The 20,228-nt window shown below is 67.2% G+C and carries 6 protein-coding genes and 1 pseudogene; 5 read left to right on the top strand and 2 right to left on the bottom strand.

Translation table 11 applies throughout. The features are described 5' to 3' along the window. Positions 1 to 49 precede the first annotated feature (49 nt). The gene (locus P2Q00_RS10635) at positions 50 to 8,575 is read right to left on the bottom strand and encodes a ricin-type beta-trefoil lectin domain protein (RefSeq protein WP_275771773.1); all 8,526 of its coding nucleotides are present in this window, start codon (positions 8,573 to 8,575) and stop codon (positions 50 to 52) included. Positions 8,576 to 8,912: 337 nt separating this feature from the next. Between P2Q00_RS10635 and P2Q00_RS10640 the strand changes: the two genes are divergently transcribed. From P2Q00_RS10640 to P2Q00_RS10650, 3 genes and pseudogenes are all read left to right on the top strand, one after another. After that, positions 8,913 to 12,842: a LamG domain-containing protein gene (locus P2Q00_RS10640; protein WP_275771775.1), complete on the top strand. Its 3,930-nt coding sequence runs from the start codon at positions 8,913 to 8,915 to the stop codon at positions 12,840 to 12,842. A gap of 265 nt (positions 12,843 to 13,107) precedes the next feature. Further along, positions 13,108 to 14,787 (top strand): hypothetical protein, encoded by a 1,680-nt coding sequence (locus tag P2Q00_RS10645; protein ID WP_275771777.1) that lies wholly within the window; start codon positions 13,108 to 13,110, stop codon positions 14,785 to 14,787. Between the two features lie 146 nt (positions 14,788 to 14,933). Next, positions 14,934 to 15,065 (top strand): annotated as a pseudogene (locus tag P2Q00_RS10650) (HD domain-containing protein); the annotation flags it as partial. A gap of 831 nt (positions 15,066 to 15,896) precedes the next feature. Here the strand turns inward: P2Q00_RS10650 and P2Q00_RS10655 are convergent. Continuing rightward, on the bottom strand, positions 15,897 to 16,607 hold the full coding sequence (locus tag P2Q00_RS10655) for a hypothetical protein (RefSeq protein WP_275771779.1): 711 nt from the start codon (positions 16,605 to 16,607) through the stop codon (positions 15,897 to 15,899). Between the two features lie 265 nt (positions 16,608 to 16,872). Between P2Q00_RS10655 and P2Q00_RS10660 the strand changes: the two genes are divergently transcribed. Further along, positions 16,873 to 17,316 carry a hypothetical protein gene (locus P2Q00_RS10660; RefSeq protein ID WP_275771886.1) on the top strand — a complete coding sequence of 148 codons (444 nt, stop codon included), beginning with the start codon at positions 16,873 to 16,875 and terminating at the stop codon, positions 17,314 to 17,316. Positions 17,317 to 18,261: 945 nt separating this feature from the next. Further along, positions 18,262 to 20,154 (top strand): AfsR/SARP family transcriptional regulator, encoded by a 1,893-nt coding sequence (locus P2Q00_RS10665; RefSeq protein WP_275771781.1) that lies wholly within the window; start codon positions 18,262 to 18,264, stop codon positions 20,152 to 20,154. Positions 20,155 to 20,228 lie beyond the last annotated feature (74 nt).

Below are 20,228 nucleotides of genomic sequence, written 5' to 3' on the forward strand. Positions count from 1 at the left end.
TCGATCCAATCGAACTGATCCATCGCGCCCCTATCCATGAAGCAGCATCTCACGGGCGGGAGAATGGACCTCCGTTGCAGCTCACTTCGCATCCATCTACGGTTCCCCACACTTGGATTTCAAGTTCATCGAGACCGCGATCTCCAGCGACGATCATACGATCTGGCGCGATTGAAGAGAACGGTACGCGCAAGACCAGATTTGGTCGAGAGCCATATCCGCTATCCTTCGAGAATTCTTGAGCGGTCTCCAGGTCGGGAGACCAGGAAGTCATTTCACTTTCTGTGTCGTCACCACTATGCGCAACAGGATCTCCATGCCCCCCGCGTGGGACTGCGCTTCCTGCCGCCGCATCGTCGTAATTCCAGTGGTCATGAGTGACGCCTCGGTACAGATAGACCCCATCCGTACCTGTCAATTCCTGAGCGCTATGCACGACATCAGAAGGAGTGGGGTTATCCGACCCCAAGCCTGACGTGTCAAAGTCCGGGCAATTGGTGTTATGCACCAAGATCGGGACGCCGCCCGCCACAACGTAGTACGTGTGGAGTTGCTGGACGGTGAGGTTCCAGCGGTTTGCCGCGCCGATTGTGGGCTGCGTGGTGACGACGTAGGCGTGGTCGTTGGTGGCGGTGTTGAGGGCGTCGCCGTGGTGGAGTTTGCCGGCGGCGACCCAGGTGTGGGTGGTGTCGTTCCAGAACGGATGGTTGGCGGTGGTGTGGAGGGTGGCGGTGCCGCCGTCCTCGGTGCGGATGGTGAGGTCGAGCAGGTCGTGGTCGTGGTTGATCCACACGTGCTGGACGGTGCGGGCGCCTTGGTGCTTGCCGGTCTTGGGGTTGGCGGCTTCGACCTTGTCACCGGTCTTGATCTTGCTGATCGGTTTGGTCTTGCCCTTGTCCATCAAGACAGGGGTGTTGGGGGAGAAGCTGCAGCGGCTTGGTTCTTTCGCCTCGCTCGTCGGCTTTGTGCCTGAATTGCCGGTCTCGGGTTCGCTCGCTTTGGCCGCCTCGGCGTCAGCTTCCTTGGCGTGCTCCTGAGCGTTGGCGCGCTTCGCTGCGACGATGTCGGCCTCGTCTGCGGCAGCTTCGTTGATGGAGTCGGATGCGGCTGCCGCGTTGCCTTCAGCAGCCCCCTCGCCCGCGCCTTCGAGGTCTCTCGCCGCGCCACCGCCGACTGCTCCGACGCCGTCTTCTAGACCGCCGCCGGAGACGACGCCGCCAGCCACCTGGCAGGCCTGGTCGTGAGCCGCTCCGCCCCCGCCGATCCAGAACTCGCACTTGGCGACGTCCCAGAGGGGCTCGATGACGAGCTTGACGGCAATCTTGACAACGATTTTGGCGGGGTCGTGCTTGTAGTTGACCGTCGGTCCGCATTCTCCGAATCGACTGCAAGCGTAAGGATTTCCTGGGGTGGTGGAACTGCTGCCACTCCCACTACCGCTGCTCGTGGTGGCGCCGCTGGAGTCGTCGGTGCCGCTGCTGCCCGACTTCTTCGTGTGGGGTCCGGCGAGCACGTCCCCGGGCAAGAACAGGCCGCTGGGGTCGGACTTGGTGGACGGGTTGTCGCCGGCGTAGGTGTAGCCGCCCATCTGGTTGGGGTCGCCGGCCTCAAAGACGGGGTCGGGGGTGAGGAAGCGGCCCTGGGCGGGGTCGTAGTTGCGGGCGCCCAGTAGGTCCAGGCCGGTGGTGGCGTCGGTGGGCTGGCCGAGGTAGCCGTGGTTTTCGTCGGCGGAGACCCACGAAGTGGGCTTGGTGCCCCGGGAGTTGCCGTAGGGGTCGTAATAGCGGCGGGTGACCGCCAGGGTGCTGGCGTCGATGGCGGTGGTGGCGGTGCCCTGGGCGTTGGCGACCTGATAGCTGACCGTGCCGGTGCTGGAGCGGGTGACGGTGGTGCCGTCCGGGCCGGTGATGTTGCGCAGGCCGGTCCAGGTCTTCGCGGAGACGTTCAGGGTGATCTGTTCCGTGCCGCCGAACAGATACAGGATGCGGGTTTTGTCGGTGCCGTCGACGCTGCTGGTCTGCTCCAGCAGGCTGCCGTCCGCGGCGTAGAGGTACTTGCTGGTGTTGGTGTGCGTGCCCGATCCGGTGGCAACGGTGGCGGTGCGGCCCTCGGCGTCGTAGGTGAAGGTCTGGGTCTGTCCGGACGGCAGGGCTCCGGTGCCGGCGGTGGTCCAGGTCTGACCGGCGCTGCCGCAGGTGGCGAGGGTGAGCTGGGTGCGGATGGTGGCGCTGGCGCCCGGGTCGGTCACGCACATCGCGCTGTTGGCGTTGCTGACCAGGGTGCCGGTGCTGGTCGCCTTCCACTTCTGGGTGGCGTCGCTGTTGCAGGTGTCGATCACCAGGAGGGTGCCGGCGGTGGTGGCGTTGCCGGTGGTGTCCAGGCACATGGTGCCGAGGACCTTGACGGTGCCGTCGGTGCCGATCGTCCAGTTCTGGGCGGCGGAGGCGTTGCAGGTGTAGGTGCGGACCACTGCGCCCGGGGTGGTCGAGGCGCCTGCGTCGTCGATGCAGAGCTTGCCGCCGCCGGAGAGGGTGAAGCCGGTGGTGACCGGGCCTGTGGTGGTGGTCTTCCGGCTGATGGTGTCGCCAGCGTTCTTGTTGCTGTACGCCGGGTCGGTGTAAGTGGGCGTCCAAGTGGCGGTGCCCGTGGTCGGGTTGTTGCTGGTCGTGGTGCCGGCCTGGTCGGGCAGGGTCGCGGTGGTGGTGCCGTCGGTGCCGGTGTAGGCGGTGGTCTGCGTGGTGTTGTTGGCTGCGGTGCCGGTGGTGTCGTGGTTGACCATGCCGGTGCGGTCGCCGAGCAGGTTGTAGGTGTAGGTCTGCCAGTACGGCGCCGGGCCGCCAACCGTGGTGGTCGTGACGGGGGACGTGGTGGTGGTCTGTACGGAGCTGGTGTTGCAGCCGCCGACGCTTCCGACCGGGGCGCTGGTGGAGTTGGTGATGCCCGCGGTGTCCGTCCAGGCAGCTGTCAGGCGCTGGAAGGAGTCGTAGGTGAAGCACTGCGTGTCGTGGGTGGTGTTGTCCTGCAGGTCGTCGATCGCGGTGATCTCGCCGGCCTGGTTGTAACGGTAGTTGGCCACGTCCAGGGCGGTCGTGGACGTCTGCAGCATGCTCGACGTCTGTGTGACCCGGCCGGTCGTGGCGTCGTACTGGGCGAAGGTCGCCAGTTCCTTGCCGGTGGGGCCGTAGTTGGTCTGCAGGACTCGACCGAAGGGATCATGGACGGTGGTGTCCACGTAGGAGGGGGTGTTGGACGAGCTGATGAAGCCGCCGATGCCGTCGATGTTTCCTTGCTGGGTGTAGCCGTAGTCGACGTCCTCAGTGGGCAGGTTGCCGTCGGCGTGGTAGTGGACCGTGGACAGCAGGCCGACGCCGGGCGTGTACGTGGCCGTGCTGGTGTAGGTGACAGTGCCGCTGCTGGGTGCGGTGGACTGGCCGGCCGCGGCGAAGCCGTCCCCGGCCGGCACGGTCAGGGTGCTACCGGTCGGCTGGTAAGCCGTGTTGTAGCCGGTGACCGCCTGGGTGTACGCCGATCCGGACGTCCCGCCGACGTACCGGGTGGACGAGGTCGGATAGCCCTTCGCGAGCGTGTCGTACGTCCAGGAGGCGAGCTCCTTGGCGGGGTCGGGGGTGGCCGACCACGCGCTGTTGTATTCGGCAGTACGGCGGTTGTCCCAGTCGTAGGCGTAGGACAAAACCTGGCCGCGCGCGTCGGTGGTCTGCAGCAGGTTGCCGACGACGTCGTACTTGTCGTAGCTGGTGGTGCCGGTGTTCGGGTCGGTCTGGGAGGTCTTCTGGCCCAGGAGGTTGTAGTGGTAGTTCCAGGTGTTGCCGGCGTTGTCCTTGATCGTGTCGACCTTGCCGGCGGGGGTGTAGGTGTACGCGGTGGTGGCGTTGGCCGCGGGGACCGCGTTCACTGTGCCCTGCCGCCACAGCACGGTGCTGCTATCGCTGGCGACGACGACCACGGTGGAGTCGTTGCGGACGCGGAACGTGGAGCCGGTGGTGGCGGTCAGGCCGGTGGTCCACTTCGCCGTTCCGGCGGCGGTGTAGACGACCAGGTTGCCGTCGGTGCCGAACTGGGCGTAGGCGCCGGGGTTTCCGCTGGTGGCACTGGACCAGATGGTCTTGCCGGTGGCCAGCGCGGTAAGCACCAGGTTGCCATCGGCCTGCATGGTCAGGCGCACGCTGTCGGACATGAGCGACGTACCGGACGGGATGACCGCGCCGCCATGCAGGATGACCGTGCTGCCGGTGTTCTTCACCACCTTGCTGGTCGTCTGCCCGAGGGCGTTGGTGTACGTCGCGGTGGAGCGGCCGCCGGCCGGGGCGGTGGTGTCGGTCTCGTCGGCGCCGGGGTAACTGGTGGTCGTGTGCCACTGCTGGACGGCCTGATGCCACAACGTGCTGGTGACCGCGCGGCCCTCGCCGTCGTACGCAGTGGTGGTCTCCGACGGGATCTGGTTCTCGTTCGCCGCGTAAAGGGTGGTGGAGGGGAAGTTGTTCGGCTCGGAGTACGGGGCGAACGAGGCGGTCTGCCAGCCGTGGGAGTCGTAGAAGGTGTCGGAGATGATCCGGCCGGAGTTGCTGTCGCCATCGGCCGTGGCCTGCGTCTGACGCGGCTGCAGCATCCCGTCGTAGATGGTGATCGAGGAGGCGTACGTGCCGTCATCGCGCAGCGTCTTGGTGGTCACCGCGGAGGGGTCGCCGGGTGAGGTGATGGTGCCGCCGGGGGAGGCGACCGCGCCGGGGTTGATCGAGTAGGTGAACGTCTTGTCGGCGCTCTGGCCCGAGGCCTGGTCGCGGCCCGGCAGCCAGACGGCCGTGCGCCGCCCGAGTGCGTCGTAGGTGATGTCGGTCTTGCGGTTGTTGGCGTCGACGTTCTCGGTGGGCAGACCGCGCAGGGCGTCGAGGGTCGAGGTGACCTTCCAGCTCTGGGAGTTGGTGGTCGTGATGCTGGTCGGGTTGGTGTTGCCGCCCAGGAGAGACCACGAGGGGCTGAACGCGGTGTGCGTGTTCTGGCCGGTGGCGTCGAGGGTGTCGGTGACCCGGCCAGCGCCGTCGTACTTCATCGTCGAGCTGGTCTGCCAGTTCTCGCTGGTGCCGGTGTAGTCGGTGGCGGTGCGCACGGCGCTGACCTGGCCCACGGCACTACTGCCGGTCTGGTCGAGCTGTCCGAAGGTGCCCAGGTTGGTGAGGGTGCCGTCGCCGTCGTAGTAGATCTTCTTGTCCGCCAGCAGTGTGCCGGCGGAGGGCGCGGTACCGCAGGGCCCGCTGACGGAGGTGACCTGGTCCGGGTAGGCGAGGGTCATCGTGTTGTCGGACGACCGCGCCGCGTAGGTCGTGGTGGAGCACTTCTCCTGCGCGGCCACGCTCACGTCCCCGTGCGCGTCGACGGTCGAGACCCGGCCCTGACTGTCGTAGGCGGTGTCGGTCCGGGTGTGACGCCACGTCCCGTCCGCGAGCAGGTCGTACCCGTGCGACTGGGTGGACTTGGCGCGGTAGGCGGTGAGGTCAGGCAGGGTGGACAGGGTCGGCTTGGTCTGGCCGGGGTTGTCGTCCTGGGTCCAGTCCGTCCACGGCGTCTGGGCCGCGTGCGCGGTGGTGGTGTAGGTGAACGGACCGTTGACGGTCTCGGCGTCGATGGAGCCACCCGCCGCCGTGTACGTGTCGCTCTCCAGAGCCGTACCTGCGAGCTGGTTGACGTCGGTGACGTTCTGGACCGTGGTGCCGCCAACCTTGGCGTCGACGCTGATCGAGCGGCGGGTGCCGTCGGCCTTGTAGTCGCCGTCCATGCCCTGCAGGTAGGTGGTGGTCTTCTGGGTCACCGGCTCGGGGGCCTGCCCGGTCTGCACGGTGACGGTGCGGAAGCCACGGAACTGGTCCCAGGTGCGGTACTGGTCGTCCGTCTGCGCCGAGTCGTCCCGGTGCCAGGCGGCTCCGGAGTAGCTGTAGGTGGAGACCTGTATCTCCGAACCAGCAGGGATGTTCTGGGAGTTCGGCTTGTACTGGGAGGCGATCGTCAGGTCGGATGCCGTGACCGTGTGCACGGTGGTCTTGTTGAACCAGTCCGCGATCGGCTTCGAAGCGCCCGGCACCGTCCAGTACACCGGGTAACAGGAGTTGGTGTTGGAGTCCGCGGCCGAGATAGACAGCGTCTTGTTCGCGCACGGGTTGAGGTTGTAGTCGACGGCGATGGACTCGCCGGTCTCGGTCTGGATCGACGAGATCCTCGGCCGGTACAGCGGCGGCGCTGACGGTGAGGCGTCGTTGACCCGGTTGTCGATCTCGGTGCCGGTGAAGGCGACCTCGTTCAGCTTGATGTCGCTGTTGCCGTTGCCGTAGGTGTCCTTGCCGGTGTGCTGGATCGACTGCAGCCACATCACGGCCTGCAGGGAACCCGCGTCCTTGGGGTCCACGGTCGTGCCGGTGACCGGGTCCACCGTGCCGCCGGCGTCCGAGTAGACCTGCCCGAGTTGGTAGCTGTCGACGGCCGTCAGAGCGTCGGTGGTGGAGTCCTTGACGTGGACCTTGGTGGTGATGCTGTCCAAGCGGGTGGTGGACCAGAACGTCGGCCCCATGGTGACGCAGACGTTGGTGGGCACCGAGGTCGACCCGGAAGGCAGGGTGGTGCTGTCGGTGGAGTCGCAGTGCAGGTCCCACGGCACGTCGGGCCAGTGCGGGGCCGTGTTGTCGTTGAGGTTGCCCGCGGAGCAGTCGGTGAAGGTGTCCGTGGTCTGGCAGCGCTGCTTGGAGGTGAAGGTGACCTGACCGGCGGGGGTACGTCCCGTCTGCTCGTCGGTGAGCGTGTAGCCGTAGGAGATGCTGTCGAGCTTGCCGCCGCGGACGTACGAGGTCAGGGTGCCGGAGTCACCGGAGGCCGCCTGGCCGCCACCGAGGTCGTAGTAGTTCGTCTCGCTCGTGTAGTCGTAGCGCTGCACGAAGCCGCTCGGCGAAACGACGAAGTCCAGGTTCCAGCGCCAGCCCTCGTGCTTGTCGCACTGCGACGCCTTGCCCTTGGCCGAGTCGTAGCACGGATCACCCGATTCCGGGTGCAGCACCGGCACGCCCCAGGCGGCGTCGGTCGAGGAGTCGCCGGGAGTGCCGGACTGCATCCCGCCGGAGGTGCCGGGGCCGGTCGGGGAGTGGTCGGCACCGAAGTAGGCGGCCGTGCCGTCGGTGGTCAGGACCCGGAAGTAGACGCCGTCGTGCAGGCCGTTGGCGGCCCCGGACAGCTCCTGCACCAGCGTGCCGTCATCGCCCTGTAGCCGCCACTGCTTGATCTCACCCGACACACTGGAGTCGACGCCGTCCGGCACCAGCTGCCCGGAGTGCGAGCCGAAGGAGATCGTGGCGTTGTCCCCGCCCCAGCATTCATCCCCCGACCCCTTGAGGATCTTGTTGCCGCTGCTGTCCAGCAGGGACCCGCAGGAACGATACGTCCGCTCCACGAACCCTGGCTGGTAGTCCCAGCCGTCACCGACCCAGGACGCCTGGGAGTTACGCGCCGAGGTCTCCCCGTCCTCGGACTGCGAGTCGTAGGACAGGCCCACCGAGGGGACGTTGCCGCCGACCGCAGACGGGACATCGATCGGGTAGGAGTACGTGAACGCACCCGTGCCCGACGCCTGCCAACTCCCGGAAGGGGCCAGAGAGGTCGCCGCATAACTGCCCTGCGAACCCGCACTGCCCGAGGTGATCTCGACCGCCGCCGTATCCGCGGACATCGCCATCGGCGCGGCCTTGCCGCCGGAGGAAGACGGCGCGGCGCCTGAGGACGAGCTGAGGGTGAGCGTCGCGGTCAGCTGGTCCGCGGCAGCCCGGTTGGTGAACGCGATCGGCGTCTTCGTCCGGCACCGCGCCAGCTGAGGAGTGGTCAGCGCACACCCCGGCACCTGAACCAGCATCAACCGCGAGCCGAAGCCGCCGCCGTACGCCTTGGCCAGCGATGAGTAGTCGATGACCGCCCGCACCCGGCCCTTACCGGCCTTGGCATGGGTACGCGTGAAGCCGAGCAGCATGCCATCCGAACCGGCACGCAGGGCCTGCGCATGCGAGGCCACCTTGACCTGGACCGCCGTCGGCGCGACCGCGGCAGCCGCCTTCGACGTGTGCCCCGTAGCCGGAGCAGGGGCCACCCACACCGGCAGGCTGCCCGCCTTGACAGGCTTCGTCACGGGAACCGTCTTGGCCGGCGCGGAAGTTGGTGCGCTGCTCGTGGGGCTGGGTGTGCTGGCCGTCTTGGCCGCCGGGGCAGAAACGGTCCGGGTCAGGCCCACGGTCTTCGTCCCCGCCTGCGGCCACACCGGCTTGGTGACCCGGTACCGGGTCACGGCCTTGTAGCCCTTCGGGTGGGCGGCGGTGGACCGGTGGAGCTTATGACTGCCGACCGCCGGAGTCTTCGGCAGGGCCTTCGGGTTCCACACCGTGCCCTTGAAGTGGTAGGGCCCGATGCTCCCCCGAGCGACTGCCACCGGCACCATCAGTGCCAGCAGGGCGATCGCCGCCGTGGCGAGTGTGAGTGTCCGACCCCAGATTCGGTACTGGACGCTCGCGAACCAACGCGGTCTGCCACTCACCCGTAACCCCCATGGCCTGCGGTCCTGACAGACCGTCATCCCCCCACCACACGAGGCGTGTGATCGACGGGAGGCTATTGATGGCGGGTGGGCAACTCAATACCCTGTGCCGACGATGTGGCGATCACGTATGCCAACTGAGTGCCTGGTGCGCCCTTTCCATGAAGGGTCGAACATCATCACCTTGCGGCAAACCGGACACCACGTGCGCCACCTGTCACATCTTCAACGTCCGCAGATGTGACGAGGGTCACGAGTGCAAAGTGTTGGCAAATAGAGGGGGGACCGTCTCGTGTTGTCCGGATATGCCAGAAAGCCGCATGAGCGAAGGGAACTGATGCGCCGTCTGGCGCTGATACCCGCGCTGGCAGGTCTGTTGCTCACCGTTCCCGCTGCTCCAGCACATGCCGACGAGTCGATCCCGAGTGATCCGCTGCTGGCCGCCCAGGCCGAGGCCGTCAGCGGCGGTCAGGACGTACCCGTCGAGTCCCTGACGACGGAGACTTCCACCGTCACCGCCAACCCGGACGGCATGTTCACCTCCACCACCAACGTCATGCCGGTGCGGGTCCTCAAGGACGGCGTCTGGACACCAGTCGACGCCACCCTCGCCACGAATCCGGACGGCACGCTGTCGCCCAAGGCCACGCCGAACGACGTCACCCTCTCCAGCGGCGGCAACGGCCCCTTGGTCACCCTGACCAACGAGAACGGGCACAGCATGGCCCTGACCATGCCCTTCCCCCTGCCCGCGCCAACCGTCAGCGACGACACGGCTGTGTACAAGTCGGTGCTGGCCGGCGTGGATCTGTCCGTCTCGGTCACCGATCAGGGCGGCTTCAGCGACGTACTGATCGTCCACGACGCCACAGCCGCCGCCGACCCGCACATCAAACAGCTCACCGAGGCCGCCTCCACCCACGGCCTGACCCTCTCCACCACGGATTCGGGCGGCATGGACGCCACCGCCGCCGACGGCACCGTCGCCTACACCAGCCCCCGCCCGCTGATGTGGGACTCGAGCACCCTTCCGGACGCGCCGACGGATATCGCGCCCACGGCGGACACCACCACGACCGGTGACGCCCCCGCCACGTCCTCCGCCGACGGCCCCGGCGCGGGAGCCAACGTCGACACGGTGCCGATGAGCACCACCTCCAGCAGCCTCACGCTGGCACCGGATATGACCGTGCTCAAGGACCCGGGCACGACCTACCCGGTGTACATCGACCCGTTCGACACCCCAGACACCAAGGCTTCCGGCCACTACGACGAGGTCTACTCCAGCTCCACCTGCTCCGACAGCCCGCAGTACGACAAACCGCAGACCAATGGCGAGGGCGTCGGCTACCAGCGCTGGGGCGGCATCTGCGGAAACGGGCTGGAACGCTCCTACTACGCCATCCCCACGAGCAGCCTCGACCCCTCCATGCAGGTCTACGACGCCAGCATCACGGTGAGCTCCTGGTACGCGGCCAGCTGGGACTGCTCCCAGAACCAGCCGATCACCCTGCACACCACCGGTTCGATCGACTCGGGCACCGACTGGAACAACAAACCCGGGACCGTGGACGACAGTTACGCGCCCGTCAAGACCACGATCCCCAGCGCGGCCAACTCCGGCAGCAACTGCAGCAACCACACCGCGACCTTCAAGGTCCCCGACCAGGCCCAGCGAATCGCGAAGTACCACAGCTCAAGCGGCGACTACTGGACCGTCGCCCTGTACGGCGACGAGAGCATCTCCTCAAGCAACGACAACTACCTGCGCATGTCCAGCTCCCTCTCGATGACCGTGAAGTTCGACATCCCGCCCGACGTCCCGACCAGTCTCCACACCACCCCGCCTTCCACCGGAGCCGCCGGCTCCTGCGTCACAAGCGGTGACGGCTGGATCGGCGCCACCACGTATTCGGACGCCGGCAGCAACATTCAGCTCCATTCGACGGTCAAGTCGAATGTCTCCGGGGAGAACGTCAAGGCGATCTTTCACGTCTGGGACCGGACCGTCCTCGACTCCAGCGGCAACGCCCAGGACAAGGGAAGCCCCGCTACCGGCTACGTACCGGCGGACACTGCCAGAGACGTCAACCTGCCCATCGGGTTCACCCTCAAAGACGGCCACGAGTACGGCTGGGACGCCTACGCGCAGGACAACAATTCGGCCCTGAGCCTGACCTCCGACATCAGCGACCATTGCTGGTTCAAGACCGACTTCACCCCACCGGATACTCCTGACGTCGCCGACAACTCCGACGTCCCGGCCGTCGGCACAGGCTCCACAGCCAGCGGTATCTACACCGGCAGCCAGACCAGCTTCACCGTCACGGCTACGGACGGCGCTCCATCCGACAGCAGCTGCACGCCCAATGCATGCCTGTCCAGCGGTGTCGATCACTTCCTGTGGCTCCTCGACAGCCAGCCCACCGCCACCACCGGCAAGCCGGTGTCGATCACCAGTACCGACAGTCAGGGCACCGCGACCGGCAAAATCCCGGTCACCCTGCCCACCTGGGGCGTGCACACCCTGTACGTCGCGGCCGTCGACGCGGCTGGCAACATCTCGCAGGCTCCGGCCAGTTACACCTTCACCGTGCCCTGGAATCCCGACACGAAGATCACGCCCGGGGACATCAGCGGGGACGGCGTTCCTGACCTGCTCGCCACCACCAAGACCGGCGACCTCGAACTGATCCCCGGCGACACCGACCCAGCCCAGAGCCCCGCCCCCGCCCAGACCGGGTCTGTCACCGGCACGACTCCCGCAATCAACGGCCCGGCGCTCGTCTCGACGCCGGCCGACTCGCCCGACGGAACCGGCTGGAACAACTACCTCATCGCTCACCGGGGCAATCTGCACGGCGCGGACGTCGACGATCTGTTCGCCTACAACAAGCAGACCAAGCAGCTCTACATCGTCAAGAACGACCTCGACCCCGCCAGCGACAACGCCATCCCGCTCGTCAAGTATTCGGACTACCCCGGCTACGTGGGCAAACGCTACCCCCACATCAACAAGGAGAGCTGCGCGTCCTCCGACTTCGTCGCCGACGACACACGTTGCCGCACCGCCGGTTACAACAACCAGAGCTGGGACATCAGCCAACTGGTGACGCCAGGCGATGTCTACGGCAACTCCAGCTATCCAGCTGTCATCACCGTCGAGAACAAGAGGCTGTGGATCTACCAGGCGGACGGCGGCGATCACTTGAAGAACCCGATCCTGCTCGGTGACGGTGACTGGTCCGGCCTCACCCTGATCGCGCCCGGCAAGGTCCAAGGCACGCCCACCCTGTGGGCGCGGGACAACTCCACCGGAGCGCTCTACACCTACTCACTCGCCCTCGACTCAAGCGGACAGCCTCCGCTCCTGCACGCCTCCACTCACACCGCCCTGCCGCTGACCCTGTCGCCGAGCACCTACCCCGCCATCGCCTCGCCGGGCGACCTGAACAGCCCGACCGGCGGCCCTGACGGGAACCCCGACCTGTACGCCGTGGACACCCACGGCGAGCTCACCGAATACCCGTACGTCCAGAGCAAAGTGCTCGTCTCCCCACCCCAGTACGTCTTCAGCGACCCGGTCTCCCTAGGCACGGTCACCAACACCGCCACCCACGACTGGACCCTCGACGACGGCACCGGCACCACGGCAAAGGACGGCGTCGGCGCCCTCGACGGCACCCTGAGCGGCGCCTATTCCTGGGCCACCGACACCGGCCGGGGCAAGGTCCTCAGTCTCACCGGCACCACCGGATACGCCGCCACCAGCGGGCCGGCCGTCGACACTTCGAAGAGCTTCACCGTCTCGGCCTGGGTCAACCTCACTTCCCTCACCGCCAACTCGACCTTCGTCTCCCAGTCCGACAGCGCAGGCAACGCCAACGGATTCCAGCTGTACTACTCCTCCGGCAAACAGGCCTGGGCCTTCGGTCGCCACAACGACGACACCACCAGTACCGCCTTCACGGCCGCCTACGGCGGTACCCCGACTACCGGCCGATGGACCCACCTGGTCGGCGTCTACGACGCCTCCACCAACCAACTCACCCTCTACGTCAACGGCCGCCAGTCCGGCACCAAGACATTCGGTGGCACCTCCTGGAACGCCGCCGGCCCCCTCCAGATCGGCCGCCGCCTTTTCCAGGGCACTTACGCCGAGTACGCCAACGGCGAGGTCAGCGACATCCACGTCTACAACACCGCCCTGCCCCCCGCCGACGCCGCGGCGACCGGCGACAACCCCGCCGTCAGCCAACTCGACTGATTCATAACGCGAGTTCAGGTGCTCGACCAGGGACCCCCTGGTCGAGCGCCCGTCCGCTCAGCGCCGAGGACCCGTCAGTCACCGAACCGCCCGTACAACGCTCCCAGGTACCGCCCTGTCAGAGCACGTCACTACAGTTCTCGATCACCTGACCGGCGCACCCGCGAACGATCGGCGAACCCGGCAGGGTCTCGACCCGGCACAGCCCTTCTGCTCGATCCTCGCGCTCCCGCTCACAGTCGGCCTATTCCCTGGGGGGACCAACTTGAGACGCAGCACCTTCTTGGCGGCAGCCACGGCAACCGCACTGTCCGCCACCCTGTTCGCCGGCCCGTCCCCGGCCCAAGCGGACAGCGCCACCGGCGGTCCCGTCCTGGTCGGCGCGGACGGCTGGTACAGCCAGCCGGGGATGCTCTTCGTGACCGCGCACTCCGACAGTCCCATCACCCACATCACAGCCCACTTCTACCCGGTGGACGCACCGGCCGGGGACCCGGAAGCGGGATCAACCGAGGACTTCACCCAGTACTCCGGACAGGACGCGACGTCCGGCACCTGGCGGGCGCCGGTCCACCTGGCCGATCTCGGCGACTACCGGGTGACCGTCGACCTGCAGGACGCCTCCGGCGCCACCGTGACCGGTGCCCTCTCCCCGTACGACCTGCAGTACCGGACCATCGTCACGATCCCCGACCTGACCGCTGCCCCCAGCGTGCCGGACTACCTCCACCAGCAGGTCTCCGTCAGCGGCACCGTTCTCGCCGAGGACCCCCGCCACCCCGATGCCCCCACCCCGGCCGACGACCTACCTGTCGACATCGAGACCGGGCGCGGCCGAGTGACCGCGACCACCGCGGCCGACGGCCGCTTCACCGCCGCCTTCGTCCCCACCCAGACCTCCATCGACCTGTCCGGCGCGCCCGAGACCTCCAGCGCCTACCCGGGGGCCATCAACCTGGCGACGCCCAAGCAGCACCTCCACACCGTGCAGGCACCGGTCCGCTTCACCGCGAGCACCCATGCCCTGAACCTGAAACAGGGCACCACCGGCACCGTCACCGGCCGCGCGGAGATCCAGACCAGCGCCGGCTGGCAACCGCTGCCGCACACCACGATCGCCCTCTTCGGCCTCGGCGCCGGCGGTCTTCCCGACTTCCAGGCCGGCCAGACCACCACCGACAGCCAGGGCGCCTACACCCTGCACGTCTCCTCCGGCAACCCCGCGCCGACTGCCGAACTCATGGCCGGCACCGCCTACATGCCCTTCCAGCAGGTCGCCACCGAACCCTTCAGCCTCCACGTCGCCTACACCACCCACATCGAGACGAGCGCGGCCCTCAACGACGACTCGACCCTCAAGGTCTTCGGCTCCGTCTACTACGAGGACGCACGCGCGACCTGGCCCACCAAGCCCACCGTCACCCTGCAGTACTCCAAGGACGGCAAGAGCGGCTGGAAGAACGCCACCACCCTCCCCGTCAAAATCCTCCACAACAAGCCCCAGCAGCCTGAGACATTCGCCCGCACCTTCACCACACCAGACAACAACGCCTACTGGCGCGCCCGCTTCAACGGCAACCCCGACCTGGCGACCAGCACCACCAAACCCGTGCACCTCTACCGCTACGCCACACGCATCACCGGCTTCCACGCCTCCCCCGACCCGGTCCGCACGTCGCAGCCGATCAGTTTCACCGGCACGCTCCAGTACAAGGACGGCACCACCTGGAAGCCGCTCAGCGGCGGCTCCCCCGCCCTCTACTTCCGGCCCCGCGGCTCCACCACCTACCACTTCGTCGCCGACCTGGACACCGACAAACACGGCCACCTCATCGGCATGGTGACCGCGAAACAGGACGGCACCTGGGCCGTCGCCTTCAACCGCCAGACCGGAAACCACTACCTCAAAAGCGCCCCGGTCACCGACTACGTCGACGTCCGATGAACCCCCGCAGAGTGGCCGGCACCTCTGGTCACGACCGGCTGGGCGGAGCGATACGGCCGCCCGGCTCGCTACGACCGGCTGCTCCAGGCGAAAGAGAAGCTGGCAGCCATGTGCTGCGGGTCGGCGAGGAGGACATGCGGCTGCTCCAAGTGGCCGGTATGCCCGAGCTCCTGGCCGAAGCCGTGCGTGACTTGGTCGCCGAGTACGAGGCCAAGGAGTCCCCCGAAGCGATCTGCGCGCGAGACGCCGACAAGCTGGAGTGCATGATCCAGGGCATCGTGCCGTGCATCGAGTTCAACAGCACAAACGGCACACCGTGCACCAAGATCCACCGCTGACATCGCACGGCAGGCAGCCGGGAACTACCGGCCGCTGACGGTCCAAGTCCCTGGACAACGAGGCGAGTTCTGGCAGGTCGACATCCCTACGATGGTTCTGCAGGACATCGATCAGGGAGGCCGGCACGCGAACGCGACCCCTGTTCTCGATCAACGGCTTCGACAACCTTGATCATCAGAGGTCGCGTTCGTCGCGTGCAGACTCGGGCAAACGGTCCATCAGGGCATTCCCGCAGGCAAGTTGCTCACCTCGCCGCGTGAGAACGCACGCACCTCGCGCCCTGGCCTATGCCGACGTCTCCTGCCGCCTCTTGGACGCCGCACTGCTCGACCTCTACGTCGACTGGTTATCGGCCCCGAGTCAGCCGGCCGCACCCTCCGACAAGGCACCCCAGCGCGAAGCCGGGCCTCTCAAACGGGAGGCCCGGCTACAAAGCGTGGGAGGCGCTCAGCTTTTGCAGACCAGCTTCCCGGACAGTGGTGCGTGTCAGGTGTGATGCGTGCGCTCAACGTGAGCATCACGCCTGGATCTGCCCCTTCTTGGACACCACGTCAAGAGATGTGGCGTCGGCGATAACGCCTCGCCGCCCACAACCCGACGACGGCGCCGGGCAGAACAAAACCCCACAGGCTCGCGTTCGCCCCGTGACTGCCAGGAGACAAGATCCACAGCAACACTAGGAGCGCGGCGCATACTGCCGTTACCGAGACGAAAATCACCATCTCGATCCACCAATTACGGGAGGTGTACGTCATGCTTTCCATCATCTACTACTTCGTAATGAAGTGGCACTGCACCGCGCGTCGCTTTCCGTTGACGAAAAGCTGGGCGCATGCCTTGCCGTACTTGGGGAGCTCACGCGCCCCGATCTTGTACGTGGGGACAGTACCGGTCTTGCACGTAGTGTTCAGCGGACCGCGCATGATCTTGTAGGTCTTGCCCGCGGTGTCGGCATAGTGAAACTCCAGCCGAGTGTTGCAGAAACGGGTACCGATGGCCGCGAGGCCCACGCAGTCCACACCAGCTATCTGACTGCTGATCTTCTTGCCGGACCCCTTGATTGAATGGGTCAGGAAACAACCGGTGGGCACGTTGATCGTCGCGCCACCGACAGTGTAACTGAACGAATCGACGGCACCGCTGCCCGTGGCGGAACGCGTGAGCGGCACCTTCACGAGATTTTCCTCTTCGGGCGTTACTGGCACCCCCGGAACATCCTCGATAACTACATCATCAGCGAGGGCTTCGCCCGCATAATCGGACGGAAAATCATCGGCCGCCAGAGCCGGAGAAGTACCGACGGTAAAAACGGTGGCGGCAGATACGCCTGCCATCACGACAGCGCGCATTTTGCGCATGTTTCCCCCTGTGGAGACTTGCTCGGTCGCCAAGACATTAGCCCCGATTAAAGAGGTGGTCAACTTCATGTTGATCTTCGTTGAACTGCCGGGTTTCGACTGTTCCAACAGCTTGCGATGCAACAGCTCTGATATTTCGGGCCATGTGACGGGTAATGGATTTCTGATATTCCATCACACCCGTTCGGCACTAGTAGAATTCGCCGCCGAAGAGGATGAGGACCAATAAAATTGGAGCCGGGATGGCGAGTGCGCCGCGACAGGCAAGCACTCCACGAGGCACTCTTCCTGGGGTTCACGGTCGACCTTCCGTTCCTGGAAGAGTCGCGATCCCTGTGGCGCGCGGCCTGGGCGCTCGTACGGCGGTCATCGTGACGCTGCCCAAGGGTTGTACGACCCGGTCGACGTACGTATGGCGGGCCGCGGTTACCTCCATGGTCTGGCCCGCTGCCAGGGGCAGGACGACCAGCAGCAGCTCAAGACACTGCTCGCGCGCTCACCCGAGCTCACGGCAGCCGCAGGCCACGTCCGCGCCTTGGCGACCATCATGACCAACCGCGAAGGAGACAAGCTGCGCCATTGGATCGCCGATGTCTGCGCGGACGAAGTGGCTGGCCTGGCCGGCTTCGCCGCCGGGCTGCTTCCCGACCTCGACGCCGTCGTCTACGGCATGAGCACCGACTCGTCGTCCGGCCCGGTCGAGGGCCGCGTCAACGACCTCAAGGCGCTCAAACGAAGCATGTTCGGCCGAGCAAAGTCACCGCTGCTGCGCAAACGTCTCCTCCTGATCGCCGCCAGCCGCCAGCCACGGACCGGGGTGAAGAGCTCTTGATCGACATTCAGGAGCGCGTGCCCGGTCAGGGCTGCCCTTCCCCGCCTCGGAACCGACGATCCAGGAACTCGATCAGTCCCGTCTCCGAACGTACCAACCGCTCGCGTTGCTCAGGGGGAAGGGATGCGAGGGCATCGACCAGAACCCGCTTCCGCGGGATGTGAACCATGTTTCCGGAGTAGATCCTGCAAGTTGAGCACCAAGCGAAACCGATGCAGCGCTCGAACATGGAGGACTCGGGCGGATAAAAGCGTAACTGGTACGAGCGGACGGGCGCCCCGCATGTGGCACAGATCCGGCGTTCACCGTCCAGAACCGACCAGCCGCTCCCGACCTTGCGCCAGTGCTGCCGCCCGGCCGGTGCTCTTCAAGTCGTCATGTCCAGCATTCTGTCCGACCGAGGCTGCACGGCACGGCCGTCAGTACAAATCCTGGCCATCGAACACAGACCGTGACGGCCCTTGATCGACTTCACGAAACCCGTGCCTGAACTACTTCAGACCGTTAACGCCAGTCCGGGCCAACCAGCCCCTGCAGGCGACGACAGGGCCATTCGACGACTCACGAGAGTCGGGGTGACCGGTTCGACGCGCAGCCCGAGGATTTCCTCGCCCGGTTCCGGCCCGGCCAGGAACCTGGAGCAGCCGGGTCTTTCAGGCGTCGGGGGCCGATTCGTAGGCATCCAAGCCCGTACGCCGTAGCCGCCGCAACTGGCGGTCCGTCCGTGGACTGCCTCCCCCGGCGCGGTGTGGGGGTCGTGGGCGACTCCATGCGAAGTGCTGGTCAGTCCCGACGCCGCCCATGGCGAACGCGGAGGCCGCCGACCCCACTTCGCTCCCGCGAACTCCCTGGTTGTGCGGGTTGTGCGATGTCCGTCCCTCACCATGGCCGGGGGTGCTGCAATGCTGATGGAATTCCGATGTTGTACGGGGTGGAGGCTTGGCTGTGGACGGGGGATCTCCTGAGCCGCTTCGATTCGAGGTGCTCGGGCCGTTACGGGCCCGGCGTGGCGCGGCGCCGCTGGAGCTGGGGCCGGCCAAACGGCAGGCTGTGCTGACCGCGCTGCTGCTGAGCCAAGGAGCCGTGGTGAGTCATGAGCGGCTGCTCGATGCGGTGTGGGGATCGGAGTTGCCCGCCAGCGGTGTCGGAGTGCTGCCCACGCATGTCAACTCCCTGCGCAGGACGCTTGATCCGGAAGGAACACCGCCCGCGAAGTCGGTGATCCGCAGTGGCAAGGGCTGGTACCGCTTCGTCGTCGACGATGTCCGGATCGACACGGCGGAGCTGGAGGAGCGGGGCCGTGCGGCGCTGCGCACCGTCGCGTCCGGAGATCTGGCCGCCGCCGCAGGCCAACTGGCCGCCGCCGTCGGGCTGTTCCGGGGCGAGCCGCTGGCCAACCTGCCGGGACCGTTCGCGCGGGCGGAGCGGCAACGGCTGGAGGAACACCGGCGCACGCTCCGGCTGGAGCGGCTCAAGTGCCTTGTCCTGCTGGGCCGTTTCGGCGACGCCCTCGACGAACTCGGTGGGCCGTCCGCGTCGGTGGCCGACCTGTACGACGAGTCGCTGACGGCGCTGCGCATCCGGGCCCTGTACGGACGTGGACGCCAGGCGGAGGCGCTCACCGCCTACGAGGAAGTGCGCATACGCCTGCGCGACGAACTTGGCGCCGACCCCGGTGAGGAACTGCGCCGGGTGCACGAGGCGTTGCTGCACCAGGACGATGCCTTCCTGCTGCCGCCCCCTCCGACGCCCGCACCGCGAGAGGTCGCCGTCCCCGCCGAACTCCCGCACGACGCCCCGGGTTTCGCGGGGCGGACCGACGAACTCGCGCGGCTTCACGCCCTGCTGACACCCGAGCCGGAGCACGAGGGCTCGGCGAACACCGTCGTCATCTCCGCCATCGGCGGCGCCGCCGGCATCGGCAAGACCGCGCTGGCCGTGCACTGGGCTCACCGAGTCCGCGACCGCTTCCCGGACGGCCAGCTCTACGTCAACCTGCACGGCTTCGACCACGACCGGCGCCCCCTCGAACCGCGCGAAGCCCTCGAACTGCTGCTGACCGGCCTGGGCCTCGCCGCCTCGGAGATCCCTCCGGACCACGAGGCCCAGGCCCGCGTGTTCCGCACCCTGCTGGCCGGCCGGCGGGTCCTCGTCATCCTGGACAACGCGGCCTCGGCCGATCAGGTACGACCGCTGCTCCCCGCCGCCCCCAACTGCTGTGTCCTCGTCACCAGCCGCAACCGCCTCGGCGGCCTCGTCGCCCTCGACGGCGCCCACCCCTTGCCCCTGGACCTCCTCCAGCCGGACGCGGCCCGCGCCCTGCTCAGCCGGACCCTCGGCGCGCACCGGGTCGACGAGGACAAACCCGCGGTCGACGAACTGATTCGGCTGTGCGGCAGCCTTCCCCTGGCCCTGCGCGTGGCCGCCGCGAGGCTGGCGGGCGATCCGGCGCTGCGGACGGCCGACCTCGTCGCCGAGATGGCCGAGGGCAACCGGCTGGACGCATTGGAGCCGGACGGCGACGTCGGCTCTCCGCTGCGGACGGCCTTCTCGGTGTCGTACGGTGCCCTGGCGCCAGGCGAACGCAGGCTGTTCCGGCTGCTCGGCCTGTTCCCGGGAGCGGATTTCACCGCCGAAGTAGCGGCGGCCTTCCTTGATACCCCGCTGTCGCGGGCCCGTCGGCTGCTCGGCGCGTTGGCCGCGGCACATCTGATCGAGCCGGTGACGGCGGGCCGGTACCGGTTCCACGACCTTCTTCGCGAGTACGCCGGGGAGCGGGCGCTGGCGGAGGAGGCGGCGGCGGAGCGCGAGGCCGCGCTGGAACGGCTGCTGCTCTAGTATCTGCACGCCGCTCGCACCACTGCGGGGACCGGCCTGTTCCCGGAGCTGCCGGGCAGCCTGCGGCCCGGCGA

Origin of the sequence: Streptomyces coacervatus (assembly GCF_029223485.1) — a bacterium.
Classification (GTDB): domain Bacteria; phylum Actinomycetota; class Actinomycetes; order Streptomycetales; family Streptomycetaceae; genus Streptomyces; species Streptomyces coacervatus.

Bases quoted from the DNA above. Each gene is read 5' to 3' on its own strand.
- P2Q00_RS10640 (WP_275771775.1), top strand. From the start codon at position 8,913: ATGCGCCGTCTGGCGCTGATACCCGCGCTGGCAGGTCTGTTGCTCACC.